This is a genomic window from Streptomyces sp. AN091965 (assembly GCF_022698285.1).
GTDB lineage: Bacteria > Actinomycetota > Actinomycetes > Streptomycetales > Streptomycetaceae > Streptomyces.
The window spans coordinates 978,904-996,725 of the sequence record NZ_JALDMY010000001.1 but is presented as its reverse complement, the minus strand read 5'-3'; the positions used below and the strand labels follow the sequence as shown (position 1 = coordinate 996,725).

The window sequence follows — 17,822 nt, the reverse complement described above, 5'->3', positions numbered from 1 at the left end:
GCGCCGGCCGTACGCGAACTCCTGCGCCTGGACCGCACCGAGCCGGAAGCGCTCGCGCGGACCTACGAACTGCCCAACGGCATGACGGTGTTCCAGCAGAACAGGAGCGAGACGGACTTCGTCTACGACGAGATCTTCACGCACCTCGAATACCTGCGGAACGGCATCACCATCGAGGACGGCGACACCATCCTCGACGTGGGCGCCAACATCGGCCTGTTCACACTCTTCGCGGGCAGCCGCTGCCCCGGCGCCCGGATCCACGCCTTCGAGCCGATCCCGCCCGTCTTCGACTCGCTGCGCCGCAACGTCGCGCTCCACGGCATCGACGCCAAGGTGCACGACTGCGGCCTCGCGGCCGAGGCGAAGGAGGAGACCTTCACCTTCTACCGCCACAACACCGTCATCTCCTCCAGCGTCACCACCGCCGAACAGGCCCACGACCTGGTGCGCTCCTACCTGCGCAACCAGGAGGAGCTGACCGAGGAGGGCACGGACGACACCACCGCCGGGGACGACCTCGTCGACGCGGTCGTCGACGCCCGCCTCGACAGCGAACAGTTCACCTGCCGCCTGCGCACCCTCTCGGACGTCATCGCGGAGGAGTCCCTCGACCGGATCGACCTGCTGAAGGTCGACGTGGAGAACGCCGAGTACGAGGTGCTCAAGGGCATCCACTGGCGGGACTGGCCGAAGATCCGCCAGCTCGTCGTCGAACTCCACGACGTCGACGGCCAGCTGGAGAAGGTCGTCACCCTCCTCAAGGCGCTCGGCTACGACGTCGTCTGCGAGCAGGACAACCGCCTGCTGCGGGGCACCACCCTCTACAACGTCTACGCCCGCCGCGCCGACGACCGGGGCACCCGGCGGACGGACGGGTCCGCCACCGCGGCCCCGCGCTGGTCGGGCCGGGCCGCCCTGGTCGCCGACGTACGCGACAAGCTGGGCGCGGCCCTGCCCGAGTACATGGTCCCGGCCGCGCACGTGCTGCTCGAAGAGCTGCCCCTGACCCAGAACGGCAAGCTGGACCTGCGGGCCCTGCCCGCCCCCGAGGACCGGCAGCGGCCCGCCGGGCGCCGCGTCGCGCCCCGCACCGAGGCCGAGCGGACCGTCGCGGACGTCTGGGCGGAGCTGCTGCGGACCGACGCCGACGCCCTGGACGTCGACAGCGACTTCTTCGCCCTCGGCGGCAACTCGCTGCTCGTCACCCGCCTCGTCAACCGCCTCGCCCAGGCGACGGGCGCCGAACTCACCGTCCAGGCCGTCTTCGAGGGCCCGACGCTCGCCGCGATGGCCGCCGAGCTGGAGCGGCGCGCGCCCGGGGCGCCCCAGGGCGAGGCACTCGACGTCGCCGCGATCCTGGAGAGCATCGACTTGATCGAGAACATGAGCGAAGAAGAGCTGGACGCGTTGGAAGGCCGGATCAAGTGACCACGACGACGCCGATGAGCACCCCGAACAACGGTACCTCCCTCGACCTGATCCGGAAGATCAAGTCGCTGCCCGCCAACAAGCAGCGCGCCCTCATCGCGATGCTGAAGAAGCAGGGCGTCGACCTGTCCGCCCTGGAGGCGATCGGCCCCCGCCCGCACACCGGGGACGAGCCGGTCCAGCTGTCCTTCGCCCAGCAGCGCCTGTGGTTCCTGGCGCAGCTGGACGGCACCAGCGCGTACTACAACATCCCGATGGCGATGCGGCTGAGCGGTCCGCTCGACCGCCCCGCCCTGCTGCGCGCCCTGGAGACGATCGTCCAGCGCCACGAGGCGCTGCGCACCCGCTTCGTCGAGCGCGACGGCGTGCCGTACCAGGAGATCGGCGACGGCCGCGACTTCACGGTCGGCGAGGAGGACCTGACCGACCCCGCGGAGCTGCCGTCGATCTGCGAGCGGGAGGCCGTGGCCCCCTTCGACCTCGCCCGCGACTCGCTGATCCGCGTCCGCCTCCTGCGCGAGTCCGAGCACCGGCACGTCCTGCTCGTGACCATGCACCACAGCGTCTCCGACGGCTGGTCGCTCGGCGTGTTCTTCCGCGAGATGGTCACGCTGTACGAGGCGTTCCAGGCGGGCGACGCCTCGCCGCTCGCGCCCCTGCCCATCCAGTACGCGGACTACGCGCACTGGCAGCGCCAGTGGCTCGTCGACGAGGTGCAGGACCGCCAGCTCGGCTACTGGACGCGCAGGCTCGACGGCGTCGACCCGCGCCTGCCCCTGCCGGCCGACCGCACCCGCCCGGCGATCAAGACCTACGAGGGCGCGCACGAGCGCTTCCACCTGCCCGAGGAGCTCCTCCGGCAGCTGAAGGCCCTCGCCGAGCAGCACGACGTCACGCTCTACATGACGCTGCTCTCCGTCTACGCCCTGCTGCTGCACCGCTACAGCGAGCAGACCGACATCGCCATCGGCACCCCCGTCGCCAACCGCCAGCGCATCGAGTCCGAAGGACTCATCGGCTACTTCGCCAACACCCTGGTGATGCGCGCCGACCTGTCGGGCGACCCGGCCTTCACCGATCTGCTCGGCCGGGTCAAGGACGTGGCGCTCGGGGCCTTCAGCCACCAGGACGTGCCGTTCGAAGCGGTCGTCGACGCCTTGCAGCTGGAGCGCAGCCTCAGCCACTCGCCCCTGTTCCAGGTCGCGTTCGTGCTCCAAGAGGCGCACACCGACCGCGAGGTGCGCCTGGGGGACCTCGACGTCTCCCTCATCGAGTTCGACTTCGACATCACGAAGTTCGACGCGACGCTCGACCTGCGCGAGACCCCCGACGGCCTGATCGGCGCCTTCGAGTACAACACCGGCCTCTTCGACCGCGAGACGGTCCAGCGCTTCGTCCGGCACTACACCGCGCTGCTGCACGCCGTCGTCGCGGCCCCGGGGGAGCGGCTCTCCCGGCTCAGCACCCTCGACGCCGCCGAGCGCCGCCAGGTGCTCACCGAGTGGAACGAGGCACCCGCCGCCGCGCCGGTGGACCGCTGCCTGCACACCTGGTTCGAGGAGGTGGCGCGGCGTTCCCCGGACGCGGTGGCGGTGGAGTTCGAGGGCAGCCGTCTGTCGTACGGGGAGTTGAACGCGCGGGCGAACCGTCTCGCGCGTCATCTGCGCGGTCTGGGTGTGGGCCCGGACGTGCTGGTGGCGCTGTGCCTGCCGCGCAGCGAACACCTGGTCGTGGCCGTCCTCGCCGTCCTGAAGGCGGGCGGCGCCTACGTGCCGCTGGACCCGTCGTCCCCCGCCGACCGCCTCGCGCACGTGCTCGACGACAGCGCGCCCCAGGTGTTCGTGACCGACGGCGTGCTGCCCGAGGGCCTCGCCGTTCCGTCGGTCCCGGTCGTGGACGTCCGGGCGGACGCGGACCAGTGGGCGACGCTGTCGGCCGACGACGTCACGGGTACGGGTGTTAGTCCCTCGCACGCGGCCTATGTGATCTACACGTCGGGTTCGACGGGCGTGCCCAAGGGCGTGGTCGTCGAGCACCGCAACGTGGTCCGTCTCTTCACGTCGACGGACGACTGGTTCCGTTTCGACGAGCACGACGTGTGGGCGCTGTTCCACTCCTTCGCGTTTGACTTCTCCGTGTGGGAGATCTGGGGTGCGCTGTTGCACGGCGGCCGTCTCGTGGTGGTACCGCAGGCGGTGACGCGCAGTCCGGAGGACTTCTACGGGCTGCTGTGCGAGACGGGGGTGACGGTCCTCAACCAGACCCCCAGCGCTTTCCGGCAGTTGATCGCTGCGCAGGGTGAGGACCCGGAGCCGCACGCGGTGCGCGTGGTGGTCTTCGGCGGCGAGGCCCTGGAGGTGGCCTCCCTCAAGCCGTGGCTGCGCCGCCCGGTCAACAAGAACGCCCGGCTCGTGAACATGTACGGCATCACCGAGACCACCGTGCACGTCACGTACCGGCTGATCACCGAGGCCGACGCCGACCGCACCGTGAGCCCCATCGGCGAGCGCATCCCCGACCTGCGCACCTACGTCCTCGACGGACACGGCCAGCCCGTACCGGTGGGTGTCGTGGGGGAGTTGTACGTCGGCGGCGAGGGCGTGGCCCGCGGCTACTTGAACCGGCCGGAGCTGACGGCGGAGCGGTTCCTGGAGGACCCGTTCCGCGAGGAGCCGGGCGCGCGCATGTACCGCTCGGGTGACCTGGCCCGCTGGCTGCCCGACGGCTCGCTCGAATACCTGGGCCGCAACGACGACCAGGTGAAGATCCGGGGCTTCCGGATCGAGCTGGGCGAGATCGAGGCCCGCCTCGCCGAACACCCCGCCGTCCAGGACGCCCGCGTCATCGCCCGCGAGGACACCCCTGGCGACCGGCAGCTGGTCGCCTACACCGTCCTGCGCCCCGGCACGCCCGGCTCCGGATCACCCGAGCAGGAGGCCGACCACCGCGCCGAACTCGCCCGCCACCTGCGCAGGACCCTGCCCGACTACATGGTCCCCAGCGCCTTCGTGGCCCTGGAGCGCCTGCCCATCACCGGCAACGGCAAGCTCGACCGCAAGGCCCTGCCCGCACCCGGCATCGAGGCCTTCGCGCAGCGCGCGTACACGCCGCCGAGCACGGCCACCGAGCGGACGCTCGCCGCCGCCTGGGCCGAACTCCTCGGCTTCGACGAGGGCCGCATCAGCGCGCACGACAACTTCTTCGCGCTCGGCGGCCACTCCCTGCTCATCACCGTCCTCATCGCCCGGCTCAAGGAGCGCGGCCTCGACGTCGCCGTGCGCAGCGTCTTCAGCAGCCCCACGCTCGCCGACCTCGCCGCCGACATCGACCGCGCGGGACCGGCCGCCACCGGCTACACCGTGCCCGCCCCCGCCGTCCCCGAGGGCTGCGAGCGGCTCACGCCCGAGATGCTGCCGCTGGCCGGGCTCGACCAGGCCGCCGTCGACGCCGTCGTGTCCCGCGTGCCCGGCGGCGCCCCCAACGTGCAGGACGTCTACCCGCTCGTGCCGTCGCAGGAGGGCATCCTCTTCCATCACCTGATGGACCCGGCCAACGACCCGTACGTCATCCCCATCCTGCTCACCGCCCCCGACCGGCAGACGTGCGACGCCTTCGTGGCCGCCCTGCAGGCCGTGGTGGACCGGCACGACGTGATGCGCACGGCCGTCGTCACCGAAGGCCTCGGGGAGCCCGTGCAGGTGGTCCTGCGCGACGTCCGCCTCGACGTCGAGCGGCGCACGCTCGACGCCGCCGACTCCGCCGCCGCCGAGGAACAGGCCCGCGCCTGGCTCGCGGACCCGGGGAGCATGGCCCTCGACCGGGCGCCGCTGCTGCGGCTCGCCGTCGCCGCCGACCCGCACTCCGCCCGGCACTTCCTGCTGCTCCGCGTCCACCACCTCATCGAGGACGCGACCTCGCTGCGCCTCATCCTCGAAGAGCTCGCCGCGCACATGGCGGGCCGCGCCGACGAACTGCCCCCGGCCCCGGCCTACCGCGACTTCGTCGGCCACACCCTGCACCAGCTCGCCGCGGGCGGTGCCGAGGCGTACTTCCGCCGCGAGCTGGGCGACGTCACCGAGCCCACCACGCCGTTCCAGCTCGTCGACGTGCACGGCGACGGCAGCCGCGTGCGCGACCTGCGCCGCTCCCTGCCGCCCGGCCTCACGAGCAGGCTGCGCGAGCAGGCCCAGCGGCTGCGGATCAGCCCCGCCGCGCTCTTCCACGCCGCCTGGGCCCTGGTCACGGCGGCCACCGGCGGACGCGACGACGTGGTGTTCGGCACCGTCCTCTCCGGCCGCCTCCAGGGCGTGCCCGGCGTCGAGCGGATGCTCGGCAACTTCATCAACACCCTGCCCCTGCGGGTCCGCCTCGCCGACCGCAGCGTCAAGGACCTGGTGTCCGCCGTGGACGCCTCCCTCAAGGAGCTCATCGCCTACGAGCAGAGCGCGCTGACCCTGGCCCAGCGCTCCAGCGGCCTGGACGGCGACGCCACCCTGTTCAGCTCGATGATCAACTTCCGGTACTTCGAGCCGCGCCAGGGCGACCTCGGCCCGGCCACCCTGGACGACCTCGGCATCCGCTGGCTGGGCTCCCTCGACCGCACCAACTACCCGGTCGGGGTGTCCGTCGACGACACCGGGACCGAACTGTCCCTCAACGCCCAGGTCGACGCCACGCTCTCGCCCGACGCCGTCCTCGGCTACGTGGAAGCGGCGGTGACCGGCCTCGTCGACGCCCTGGCCACCGACGACGGCACCGGCACGCGCGCCCTCGACATCGACGTGCTCCCCGCCGCGGAACGCCACCGTCTGCTGACCGAGTGGAACGACACCGACCAGCCCTACCCGGACGACCACTGCCTCTTCGAGCTCTTCGAGGAGCACGTGCGGCAGCGCCCCGACGCCATCGCCGTCGAACACGGCGAGCAGCGCCTCACCTACGCCGAGACCAACGCCCGCGCCAACCGCGTCGCGCACTGGCTGCGCGCCCAGGGAGTCGGCCCCGACACCCTGGTCGGCCTGTGCGCCCGCCGCTCCCCGGAGCTGGTCACCGGCCTGCTCGGCATCCTCAAGGCGGGCGGCGCGTACGTCCCCATCGACCCGGACTACCCCCGGGAGCGCATCCGCACCCTGGTGGCCAACTCCGGCGTCGGCATCGTGCTCAGCCAGTCCCACCTCCCGTCCGAGGCGCTCGACGGCACCGACGGCGGCAAGCGGCCCCAGGTCGTCCACCTGGACACCGGCGAACGCGCCGGGGACGGCCCCCAGCTGCTCGCCGACCACCCCGAGCACGACCTGACGCGCGCCGAACTCGGCCTCACGCCCGAGCACCTCGCCTACGCCATCTTCACCTCGGGCTCCACCGGCGTCCCCAAGGGCGTCCTCGTGGAACAGCGCGGCGTCGTCCGACTCGTACGCAACCCGGACTACTTCCCGACGGACCCCGACACCGTCGTGCTCCACCACTCCTCGATCTCCTTCGACGTCGGCTCCCAGGAGGTCCTCGGCCCGCTGCTGTGCGGCGGACGGCTCGTCCTGCACGACGGCGACTCCAAGGACGTGGGCGCGCTCCTGGACCGCGCCGAGCGTTCCGGCGTCACGATGATGGCCCTGTCCGCGGCCTTCCTGCCTGCGTTCGCCGAAGCCGCGCAGGGGCGGCGGCTGCCGCTGACCTACCTCGGCGTCGGCGGCGAGGCCTTCTCCGCCAAGGACGTACGCCGCCTGTACGCGGCCCACCCCGGCCTGACCGTCGTCAACGCCTACGGCCCGACCGAGAACAGCATCGCCTCCACCTGCCACGTGATCCCCCGGGACATCGCCGAGGACGCGGTCGTCCCCATCGGCAGGCCGATCGCCCAGTCCACCGCCCACGTGCTCGACGCGCACCTGCGGCCCGTGCCGCTGGGTGTCGTCGGCGAGCTGTGCGTGGGCGGCGCGGGCGTCGGCCGCGGCTACCTCGGCAACCCGGAACTGACGAAGGAGCGGTTCGTCGACGACCCCTTCGCCACGCGGCCCGGTGCCCGTCTCTACCGCACCGGCGACCTGGTGCGCCGACTGCCCGACGGCGCCCTGGAGTTCGTCGGCCGCGTCGACGACCAGGTCAAGGTGCGCGGCTTCCGCGTGGAACTCGGCGAGATCGAGAACGCGCTCCACGCCCACCCCGCCGTGCGCGGCGCCGTCGTCACCACCCTGGCCAGCGGCGAGACGAAGAAGCTCGTCGCCTACGTACGGCCCACGACCACCTGGCTGGACGCCACCGCGCGCGAACAGAACGCCGACCGCCTGGAGCAGTGGCAGGACCTCTTCGAGGACCAGTACGGCACCGACGCGGACGAGCAGGCGCACGCCACCGACAGCCCCGGCGCCCCCGGCGACGACCTCAACCTGGTCGGCTGGAACAGCAGCTACACCGGCGACGCCATCCCCGAGCACGAGATGCGCGAGTGGATCGACGGCACCGTCCGCCGCATCGAGGAGCTGCGGCCCCGCAGGCTCCTGGAGGTCGGCTGCGGAACGGGACTGCTGCTGTTCCGCTACGCCGGAGCCTGCGAGGCCGTGCACGCCGTCGACATCTCCGCGTCGGCCCTGGCCGGAGTGCGCCGCGGCGCCGACCGCCGCGGCTGGTCGCACGTCACCCTCGCGCAGGGCGACGCCCGGAACGTGCCGGTGCCCGAAGGCCTCACCGCCACGGAGAAGTTCGACACCGTCGTCATCAACTCCGTGGCCCAGTACTTCCCCAACCGCCTCTACCTGGAGGAGGTCATCGAGCGGCTCCTGCCGCTCGTCGCCGACGGCGGCCGGATCCTCCTCGGCGACATCAGGAACCTCGACCTGTTCTCCGCGCACGTCACGGCCGTGGAGCGCAGCCGCCTCTCCGCACGCGCCTCCGTCACCGCCCTGGCCCGCCAGGTGCAGCGCCGCCGCCAGCAGGAGACCGAACTCCTCGTCAGCCCGAGCTACTTCGCCGCACTGCCCCGGCGCTTCGCGGACGTCGGCTCCGTCGACATCGCCGTCAAGCGCGGCACCGGCGGCAACGAAATGCTCAGCTACCGCTACGACGTGGTCCTCACCAAGGGCGCGGCCCCCGCCCCCGAGGACGACCTGCCGTGGCTGACCGCGACCACGCCCGACGAAGTGCGCGCCCTGCTCGCCGACGGCACCCGCACGCGGTTCGGCGTCACGGGCCTGGACAACCCGCGCGTCGCCGACGACGTCCGCGCCGCCGAGAGCCTGCGCGGCACCACCGCCCAGCAGCACGTCGAGCCCCTGGGCGCGAGCCGCCTCTCGGACGCCGCCGCCCAGCGGGTGCGCGACCTGGAGGACGTCCTCGCGTACGCCGAAGAGCTCGGCTACCGGGCCGCCCTGACCTGGTCCCAGGACCGCCTCGACGGCCTGGACCTGATCCTCGCCAAGGGGGAGCGGCCGACCGCCCTGGCCCGGACCGCCTACAGCGCGACCCACCTGGCGAACGTGCCGCAGATCGCCACCACCGGCCAGGCCCTGACGCGGGAGCTGAAGGACCACCTGGCGGGCCGCGTCCCCGAGTACATGGTCCCGAGCGTCTTCGTCGCCCTCGAAGAGCTGCCGCTCACCCCCAACGGCAAGGTCGACAAGCGGGCCCTGCCCGCGCCCGACGAGGCCGACGTGCACAAGGAGGTCTACGTCGCGCCGCGCACCGCCACCGAGCGCGCGCTGTGCCGCCTCGTCCAGGACGTCCTCGACCTCGACCGCGTCGGGCTCCAGGACGGCTTCTTCGACCTCGGCGGACACTCCCTGCTCGCCACCCGGCTCACCATCCGCGTCAAGCAGGAGACCGGCAAGGAGCTGCCGCTCCAGTCGATCCTCGCCGGAGCCACCCTCGGCGAGCTGGCCGCCGCACTCGACGCGTCGGCGGGCGGCACGGCCGACGAGACCGTCCCGCTGGTGCCCGTCACCGGCCCCGGCGACGACAGCCCGCTCTCCTTCCAGCAGAGCGAACTGTGGTTCCTCAACCCGCGCGCGCACCTCGGCTCGTCGTACGACAACGTCCAGATGGCCTACCGCGTCATCGGCCCCCTCGACCGGCAGGCCTACGCGCGCGCCTTCGAAGGGCTCGTGGCCCGCCACGCCGTGCTGCGCACCAGCTACCTGAAGCGCGGCGACACCTACGTACAGCGGGTGAACGACACCACCGGCTTCGCCGTCGCCTTCGAGGACGTCACCGGCGACAGCGCGGTCGCCGAGTACCTGCGCGCCGAGCGGCTGCGGCCGTTCGGGCCCGAGGACCGGCACATGCTGCGCGTCCACATCCTGACCCTCGCGCCGCACGAGCACGTCGCCGTCGTGACCCGGCCCTGGGGCATCTTCGACGGCTGGTCGACCGGCGTGTTCATCGCCGAGCTCAACGCCCTGTACCAGGCGCTGAGCCGCGGCGAGGAGCCCGCGCTCCCCGAACCGCCCGTGCAGTACGCGGACTTCGCGCACTGGCAGCACCGGGTCGTCGACGCCGACGCCCGCGCCCGGCAGGAGGCCTACTGGCGCTCGCAGCTCGCGGGCCTGCCGGCCCGCACCGCGCTGCGCACCGACTACCAGCGGCCCGCGGTGAAGTCGTACCAGGGCGCGTCGGTCGAGGTGAACGTCCCCGTCGCGGTGCTCGACCAGCTCAAGCGGGTCAGCAAGGAGCGCGGCGGCACGCTCTACCTGACGCTCCTCTCGGCCTTCGCGACGCTGCTCGGCGCCCACACGGAGGACCGGGACCTGGCCATCGGCTCGCCGGTGACCAACCGGCCGCGGCCGGAGCTGGAGCGCCTCGTCGGCTACTTCATCAACGTCCTGGTCATGCGCCTGGACGTACGGCCCGAGCAGGCCTTCGACGACCTCATCGGCCAGGCCCGGCGCGTCACCGCCGCCGCCCACGAGCACAAGGACGTGCCGTTCGCCGACCTCGTGACGGCCCTGGTGCCCGAGCCGGACCCGGCCCACTCGCCGCTGTTCCAGGCCATGTTCAACCTGGTGCCGGCCGCCGAGGCCGCACCCCGGGACGCCGACCCCGGCGCGCTCGGCTTCGTGCCGCTGCCCACCGACAGCGGCACGGCGAAGTTCGACCTCAACCTCGTCGTCCGCGAGACCCCCGAGGGCCTGCGCGGCTACCTGGAGTACAGCACCGACCTCTACGCCAGGAGCACGGCCCGGGCCCTGGCGGCCACCTATGAGAGGTTGCTGCTCAAGATCGTCACGCAGCCGGGCGCGAGCCTCGCGCGGCTGCGCGAGGCGGCGGCGGACGGCGGGCTCGGATGAGCACCGACCCCGCCCCGGCCACCGGCCCGACCCCTTCCCGCACGTCCCTCCGAGCGAAAGCGCGCACATGACCAAGGACAAGACCTTCACCCTGATCGTCGAAGCCGTCCGCGAGATCCTCCCGGAACTCGCCGACCACGACTTCGCCGAGACCGACACCCTGGACGCGCTCGGCGCCAACTCCATGGACCGCGCGGAGATCGTGATGACCGTCCTGGAGGAGATGGACCTGGACATACCCCTGGTCGACACCCACGGGCCGCAGAACCTGGGCGAGCTCGCGCAGCACCTCAGCGACACGGCAGCGGTCAAGGCCGGGTGACGTGAGCGACTCCGCAGGGCTCGTCGTCACCGGCATCGGCGTCACCACCGCCGTGGGCCGGGGCAAGGACGCCTTCACCCAGGCACTGTTCGCGGGAGAGCACCGGTTCGCCGTCATGGACCGGCCCGGGCGGCAGTCCGGCACCCGCTTCGTGGGCGCCGAACTGCCCGCCCAGGCGCCACCCGCCCGGCTCGGCGCCCGGGAGCTGCGCACCGCGTCGCTCACCGGGCAGGTCGCCCTCGCCACGCTCGAAGAGGCGTGGACCGAGGCAGGCCTCGACGGGCACGACCCGGACCGGGTCGGGCTCGTCATCGGCGGCAGCAACCTCCAGCAGCGCGAACTCGTCCTGGCCCACGACCGGCACCGGGCCAAGCCGCGCTTCCTGCGGCCCAGCTACGGCCTGTCGTACCTGGACACCGACCTGTGCGGCCTGTGCACGAGCGCCTTCGGGATCCGCGGCCTCGCCCACACCGTGGGCGGCGCCTCGGCCAGCGGACAGCTCGCCGTCATCGAGGCCGCCGAGGCCGTCGCCTCCGGCCGCGTCGACGTGTGCGTCGCCCTGGGCGCGCTCGCCGACCTGTCGTACTGGGAGCTGCTCGGCCTGCACGCGATGGGCGCCATGGCGGGCGAGGAGCACGCCGAGGCGCCCGCCGCGGCCTGCCGTCCCTTCGACAAGGCGCGGTCCGGCTTCGTCTACGGCGAGGCCTGCGCCGCCCTCGTGATCGAGCGCGAGGGCGCCCGCCCGGACGCCCCCGCCCCGTACGCGCGGATCGGTGGCTGGTCCGTGCGCCTGGACGGCAACCGCAACCCCAACCCGTCCCTCGCGGGCGAGACCGCCGCGATCCGCCAGGCCCTGGACCGCGCCGGGCTCACCGCCCGGGACATCGACTACGTGAACCCGCACGGCACCGCATCGCCGACGGGCGACGAGACCGAGGTGGCGGCCCTCAAGGCCTGCGGCCTCACGCACGCCGCCGTCAACGCCACGAAGTCGATCACCGGCCACGGGCTGACGGCCGCCGGAGCCGTCGAGGCGGCCGCGACCCTGCTGCAGCTGCGGCACGGGCGCCTGCACCCCACGCGCAACCTCGCCGAGCCCGTCGACGACGCCCTCCGCTGGGTGCGCGAGACGGCCGTCGAGGCCGACATCCAGCACTGCCTGAGCCTGAGCATGGGCTTCGGCGGCATCAACACCGCACTGTGCCTGAGCGCGTGCGCCGCATAGAGAGCAGAACAGCGAACCCCATGTCCCGCGTCGGTATCGAAGCGATGAACGTGTTCGGCGGCTCGGCCGTGCTCGACGTCATGCAGTTGGCGCGGCACCGCGAGCTCGACCTCGCGCGCCTGAACAACCTCCTGATGAAGGAGAAGACGGTCGCGCTGCCCTTCGAGGACCCGGTCACCTTCGGTGCCAACGCGGCCCGGCCGCTCCTCGACCGCATGAGCGAGGAGGAGAAGAACAGCATCGAACTCCTCATCACCTGCACCGAGTCGGGCTTCGACTTCTCCAAGTCGGCGAGCACCTATCTGCACGACCAGCTGGGCCTGAGCCGCAACTGCCGGATGTTCGAGCTCAAGCAGGCCTGCTACGCGGGCACCGCCGGGCTCCAGATGGCCTGCAACTTCATCCTCTCGGGCACATCTCCCGGCGCCAAGGCCCTGGTCATCGCCACGGACATCTCGCGCTACATCCTGGAGGACGGCGACGACGTGGCCGCGCAGGACTGGGCCTACGCCGAACCCAGCGGCGGCGCGGGCGCGGTCGCCCTGCTCGTCAGCGCCGAGCCGCACGTCTTCCAGCTCGACGTCGGAGCCAGCGGCACCTACGGCTACGAGGTGATGGACACCTGCCGCCCCGCCCCCGACAGCGAGGCGGGCGACGTCGACCTCTCCCTGATGTCCTACCTCGACTGCTGCGAGCAGGCCTACCGCGCCTACGAGGCCAAGGTCGAGGGCGCGAACTACCGCGACACCTTCCAGTACCTCGCCTTCCACACCCCCTTCGGCGGCATGGTCAAGGGCGCCCACCGCACCATGATGCGCAAGGTCGCGGGGGCCAAGGGCGCCGAGGTCGCCGAGGACTTCGAGCGCCGCGTCGCCCCGGGCCTCAGCTACTGCGGCCGCGTCGGCAACATCATGGGCGCGACGGTCTTCCTCTCCCTCGCCGGGACCATCTGCACCGGCAGCTACCCCGACCCGCGGCGCGTCGGACTCTTCTCCTACGGATCCGGCTGCTGCTCGGAGTTCTACAGCGGCGTCGTCACCCCCGACGGCGCCGAGCGGCTGCGGGCCATGGGCATCGAGGACCACCTCGACGGGCGCTACCAGCTCTCCCTCGACGAGTACGACCAACTCCTGCGCGAGAGCGCCTTCGTCCGCGTCGGCACCCGCGACACCGTCGTGAACCAGGACTTCGTCGCCAGGACCGCGCCGCGCGGCGCCGGCTCCTCGCCGCGCCTCGTCCTGCGCGCGATCAAGGAGTTCCACCGGGAGTACGCATGGATCGACTGACCTACTCCACCCTGCGCGTCCGCGAGCAGGGCAGCGTCCTCTTCGCGCAGATCCACCGGCCCGAGGCGGGCAACGCCATCAACGCCACGCTCGTCCACGAACTCGACGACGTCTTCACGCGCGCCGCCGCCGCGGAGCACACCACCGTGGTCGTCCTCGAAGGCCTGCCCGAGGTCTTCTGCTTCGGCGCCGACTTCGGCGTGATCAGCGACGCGGCACGCACAGGACGGGACACGTCCTTCGACCCCGAGCCGATGTTCGAGCTCTTCCGGCACATGGCCTACGCCGACGTGCTCACCGTCGCGCACGTGCGCGGCAAGGCCAACGCGGGCGGCGTCGGCCTCGTCGCCGCGTGCGACGTGGTGATCGCCGACGAGAGCGCGACCTTCAGCCTCTCCGAGCTGCTCTTCGGCCTGATCCCGGCCGTCGTGCTGCCCTATCTGATCCGCAGGACCGGCTTCCAGCGCGCCCACTACCTCGCCGCCACCACCCAGACCATCGACGCCCGGCAGGCCCACGAGTGGGGGCTCGTCGACGCGCTCGGCACGCCCAGCGACGCGCTGCTGCGCCGCCACCTCCAGCGCCTGGGACGCCTGTCGAAGAAGGGCGTCGCACGCTACAAGGCGTACCTGCGCGAGCTGTCCCCGCTGACCGAGCACACCAAGGACGTCGCGCTCGCCACCAACCGCCAGGTCTTCGGCGACCCCGACAACGTACGGGCCATCCGGCGCTACGCCGAGGAAGGCGTCTTCCCCTGGGAGAACGCTTCGACGCCGGAACCGGACCCCGCCGCCGCCCCGGTGGCCCGGCCCGCGCCCCCGCCCCGCCCGCAGCCGTCCCCGAGCGAGACCACCGTGGAAGAACAGCACCTGCACCAGCGCCCGCGCCCCGCCTCGCCGCCGCCCGCCCTGTCGCCCCGGGCTCTCGGCAGCCCGCACTTCCGCGTGGCGCACGGCGTCGACTACGCCTACGCGGCCGGAGCGATGTACAAGGGCATCGCCTCCGTCGACCTCGTCACCGCGCTCGGCAACGCGGGCATGCTCGGCTTCTTCGGCACCGGAGGCCTCCCCCTCGACGAGGTCGAGGACGCGATCACCCGCATCAAGAAGGGCCTGGACCCCGGCCGGGCCTTCGGCATGAACCTCCTCAACAACCCGGACGACCCGGATCTCGAAGCCCGCACCGTCGAGCTGTACCTGCGCCACGGCGTGCGCTCCGTCGAGGCGTCCGCCTATCTGCGGCCCACGCTGCCCCTGGTCCACTACCGCCTCGCGGGCCTCGGCACCGACGCCGAGGGGCGCCTGCGGCAGGACCACCACATCATCGCCAAGGTCTCGCGCACCGAGGTCGCCGAGCACTTCCTGCGCCCGGCCCCGGAACCCCTGGTACGCCGCCTGCTCGACGACGGGCTCATCACCCCCGAGCAGGCCGCGCTCGGGGCCCGCCTGCCGCTGGCCCAGGACCTGTGCGTCGAGGCGGACTCCGCGGGCCACACCGACGGCGGCAACGCCTACGTCCTGATGCCCGCCATGCGCGCCCTGCGCGACCGCGTGACGCGTGAGGAGGGCTACTCCGAAGAGAGCGGCGAGGCCGCCGTGCGCGTCGGCGCGGCGGGCGGCATCGGCACCCCCGACGCGGCCCTCGCGGCCCTGACCCTGGGCGCCGAGTTCCTCGTGACCGGCTCCATCAACCAGTGCACCGTCGAGGCCGGTACCAGCGACGCGGTCAAGGACCTGCTCCAGGGCCTCGGCGTGCACGACACCGAGTATGCGCCCGCGGGCGACATGTTCGAGGTCGGCGCCCGCGTCCAGGCCGTCAGGAAGAGCACGTTCTTCCCCGCCCGCGCCCAGAAGCTGTACGAGCTCTACGTACGCCACGACTCCCTCGACGACCTCGACCCGCGCACCCGGGCCACCCTGGAGACCAAGTACTTCAAGCGCTCCCTCGACGAGGTGTGGGAGGAGACCCGGGCGTACCTCGCACGGCGCTTCCCCGCCCGGCTCGCGGACGTCGAGCGCAGCCCCAAGCAGAAGATGGCCCACGTCTTCCGCTGGTACTTCGTCCACTCCACGCGCCTGGCGCTGCGCGGCGCCGACCAGCGCGTCGACTACCAGATCCACTGCGGCCCCGCCCTCGGCGCCTTCAACACCTGGGTGCGCGGCACCGACCTCGAACCGTGGCGCGGCCGCAGGGTCGACGTCATCGCCGAGCGGCTGCTGCGGGAGACCGCGGCCCTGCTCACCGAGCGCCTGGCCGCCTACGGCGCCCTGGCCGCCGACAGCACACCACCCACGCCCCCCACCGCCCCCGGCGGACCGGCACCTCTCGCGACGGCTGAGTGATCACATGACTTCCGTGTACGTATTCCCCGGGCAGGGCTCCCAGCGCAAGGGCATGGGCAAGGAGCTGTTCGAGAAGTACCCCGACCTCGTGGCCCGGGCGGACCGGCTGCTCGGCTACTCGCTGCGCGACCTGTGCGTCGACGACCCCGACCGGGTCCTCAACCGCACCGAGTACACCCAGCCCGCCCTCTACGCCGTCAGCGCCCTGCAGTACCTCGACCACGTCGACTCCGGCGGCGCCCCGCCCGCCGTCGTCGCCGGGCACAGCCTGGGCGAGTACAGCGCCCTGTTCGCCGCGGGCGCCTTCGACTTCACGACCGGCCTCGACCTCGTGCGCAGGCGCGGCGAGCTGATGAGCCGGGCCCCCAAGGGCGCGATGGCCGCCGTCGTCAACCTCGACCAGGAACGCGCCGCGGAGATCCTGGCCGCACTCCCGTACTCCGGCATCGACATCGCCAACATCAACTCCCGGCAGCAGTGCATCCTCTCCGGCGCCTACGAGGAGGTCCACGCCCCGGAGGTCCGCGAGGCCTACACCGAGGCGGGGGCGCGGTTCATCCCCCTCAACGTGAGCGCGGCCTTCCACTCGCGCTGCATGGCCGACGTCCAGGAGGAGTTCGCCCGCCACCTGTCGGGGGTCGACTTCCGCCCGCTGCGCATCCCCGTGATCGCCAACTGCACGGCGCGGCCGTATCCCACGACCGGCTACGCCGACCTCCTCGTGCGGCAGATATCGAGCCCCGTGCGGTGGTACGAGTCCCTCTCCTGGCTGATGGCGCGCGGCCACGACGACTTCCGGGAGATCGGCCCCGGCACCGTCCTGACCAAGCTCACCGGCAAGATCCGCGAGGAGCCGCTTTCCTTCGAGGAACCCGCGGCCCCGCGGCCCCCGGCCGCCCCCGCCCCCGCCCCCCACCGGCCCCTGCGGCGGCCCGAGGTCGTCTTCATGTACGGCGGCCAGGGCACGCAGTACTACCGCATGGGACAGGAGCTGTACGACACCCACCCGGCGTTCCGCGACGCCATGGACCGGTGCGGCGCGCTGTACGGGGCGGCGCAGGGCACGTCCCTCGTGTCGGCCCTGTACGACCCCGCCCGGCGCGGCCAGGACTACGACGACATCCTGCACACGCACGCGGCGCTCTACAGCATCGGCTGGAGCCTCACCGAGGCCCTGCGCGCGGAGGGCTTCCGCCCCGACGCGGTCCTCGGCCACAGCCTCGGCGAGTACGTCGCGGCCACCGTCGCCGGGGCGATGTCCTTCGAGGACGGCTTCGACCTCGTGATGAAGCAGGCCCACCTCCTTGAGGCGCGCTGCCGTCCCGGCGGCATGCTGAGCGTCCTCGCCCCGCCCTCCCTCTACCAGCGGCGGCGCGACCTGTTCGCCGGACTCGCCCTGGCGGGCGTCAACTTCACCGGCGAGACCACCGGCAACTTCGTCGTCAGCGGCGAGGCCGAACGCGTCACCGAGGCCCGTGCCACGCTCGACCGGGAAGGGGTGATCGCCGTCCGGCTGCCCGTGCGCCACGGCTTCCACTCCGGCCTCCTCGACGACATCCGGCACGAGTGCCGGAGCCTGGGCCGCGCGGTCACGGTCAACTCGCCGAACCTGCCGGTGTATTCGTGCGCGTACGCCGGAGAGCTGGACGGCGCGGCACTGACCGGCTGGGACGACTACACGTGGGACGTGATCCGGGGGCGCGTGCGCTTCGACGAGCTGATGGCCACCGCGTTCCGCGACCCGGCGCGCCACTACTTCGTCGACCTGAGCGCCAGCGGCTCCTTCGTCAACTTCCTCAAGCACGGCTACGGCCCCGACCACCGGGGTGCGTTCGCCATCAACCAGTTCGGCAACAACGCCGCGTCCATGCGGCGGCTGCGCGACGGACTGGAGCAGGCCACCCGGCCCGCCCTGGTCTGACCCCGGGAACGGCAAAGGGG

Annotated in this window: 7 protein-coding genes; all 7 read left to right on the top strand. The window is 72.5% G+C overall.

Annotation, left to right across the window (positions count from 1 at the left end; genetic code table 11):
- Positions 1–81 precede the first annotated feature (81 nt).
- The 7 genes from MQV74_RS41505 to fabD all read left to right on the top strand — a co-directional run bounded on the left by MQV74_RS41505 (position 82) and on the right by fabD (position 17,802).
- The gene (locus tag MQV74_RS41505; RefSeq protein WP_441349351.1) at positions 82–1,431 is read left to right on the top strand and encodes an FkbM family methyltransferase; all 1,350 of its coding nucleotides are present in this window, start codon (positions 82–84) and stop codon (positions 1,429–1,431) included.
- On the top strand, positions 1,428–10,706 hold the full coding sequence (locus tag MQV74_RS03920) for a non-ribosomal peptide synthetase (RefSeq protein WP_242714605.1): 9,279 nt from the start codon (positions 1,428–1,430) through the stop codon (positions 10,704–10,706). The genes MQV74_RS41505 and MQV74_RS03920 overlap by 4 nt, the downstream gene beginning before the upstream one ends.
- Positions 10,707–10,773: 67 nt before the next feature.
- A complete protein-coding gene (locus tag MQV74_RS03915; RefSeq protein WP_242714604.1) occupies positions 10,774–11,028 on the top strand; it encodes an acyl carrier protein in 255 nt (84 codons plus the stop codon).
- Between the two features lies 1 nt (position 11,029).
- Positions 11,030–12,253 (top strand): beta-ketoacyl synthase N-terminal-like domain-containing protein, encoded by a 1,224-nt coding sequence (locus tag MQV74_RS03910; protein WP_242714603.1) that lies wholly within the window; start codon positions 11,030–11,032, stop codon positions 12,251–12,253.
- Between the two features lie 20 nt (positions 12,254–12,273).
- Positions 12,274–13,539 carry a hydroxymethylglutaryl-CoA synthase family protein gene (locus tag MQV74_RS03905; protein WP_242714602.1) on the top strand — a complete coding sequence of 422 codons (1,266 nt, stop codon included), beginning with the start codon at positions 12,274–12,276 and terminating at the stop codon, positions 13,537–13,539.
- Positions 13,527–15,881 carry an enoyl-CoA hydratase/isomerase gene (locus MQV74_RS03900; RefSeq protein ID WP_242714601.1) on the top strand — a complete coding sequence of 785 codons (2,355 nt, stop codon included), beginning with the start codon at positions 13,527–13,529 and terminating at the stop codon, positions 15,879–15,881. Before MQV74_RS03905 ends, MQV74_RS03900 begins: the two co-directional genes overlap by 13 nt.
- Positions 15,882–15,885: 4 nt before the next feature.
- Positions 15,886–17,802 (top strand): ACP S-malonyltransferase, encoded by a 1,917-nt coding sequence (gene fabD, locus MQV74_RS03895; RefSeq protein ID WP_242714600.1) that lies wholly within the window; start codon positions 15,886–15,888, stop codon positions 17,800–17,802.
- Positions 17,803–17,822: the final 20 nt, after the last annotated feature.

Bases quoted from the DNA above. Each gene is read 5' to 3' on its own strand.
- fabD (WP_242714600.1), top strand. From the start codon at position 15,886: ATGACTTCCGTGTACGTATTCCCCGGGCAGGGCTCCCAGCGCAAGGGC.
- MQV74_RS41505 (WP_441349351.1), top strand. From the start codon at position 82: ATGACGGTGTTCCAGCAGAACAGGAGCGAGACGGACTTCGTCTACGAC.
- MQV74_RS03905 (WP_242714602.1), top strand. From the start codon at position 12,274: ATGTCCCGCGTCGGTATCGAAGCGATGAACGTGTTCGGCGGCTCGGCC.
- MQV74_RS03915 (WP_242714604.1), top strand. From the start codon at position 10,774: ATGACCAAGGACAAGACCTTCACCCTGATCGTCGAAGCCGTCCGCGAG.
- MQV74_RS03900 (WP_242714601.1), top strand. From the start codon at position 13,527: ATGGATCGACTGACCTACTCCACCCTGCGCGTCCGCGAGCAGGGCAGC.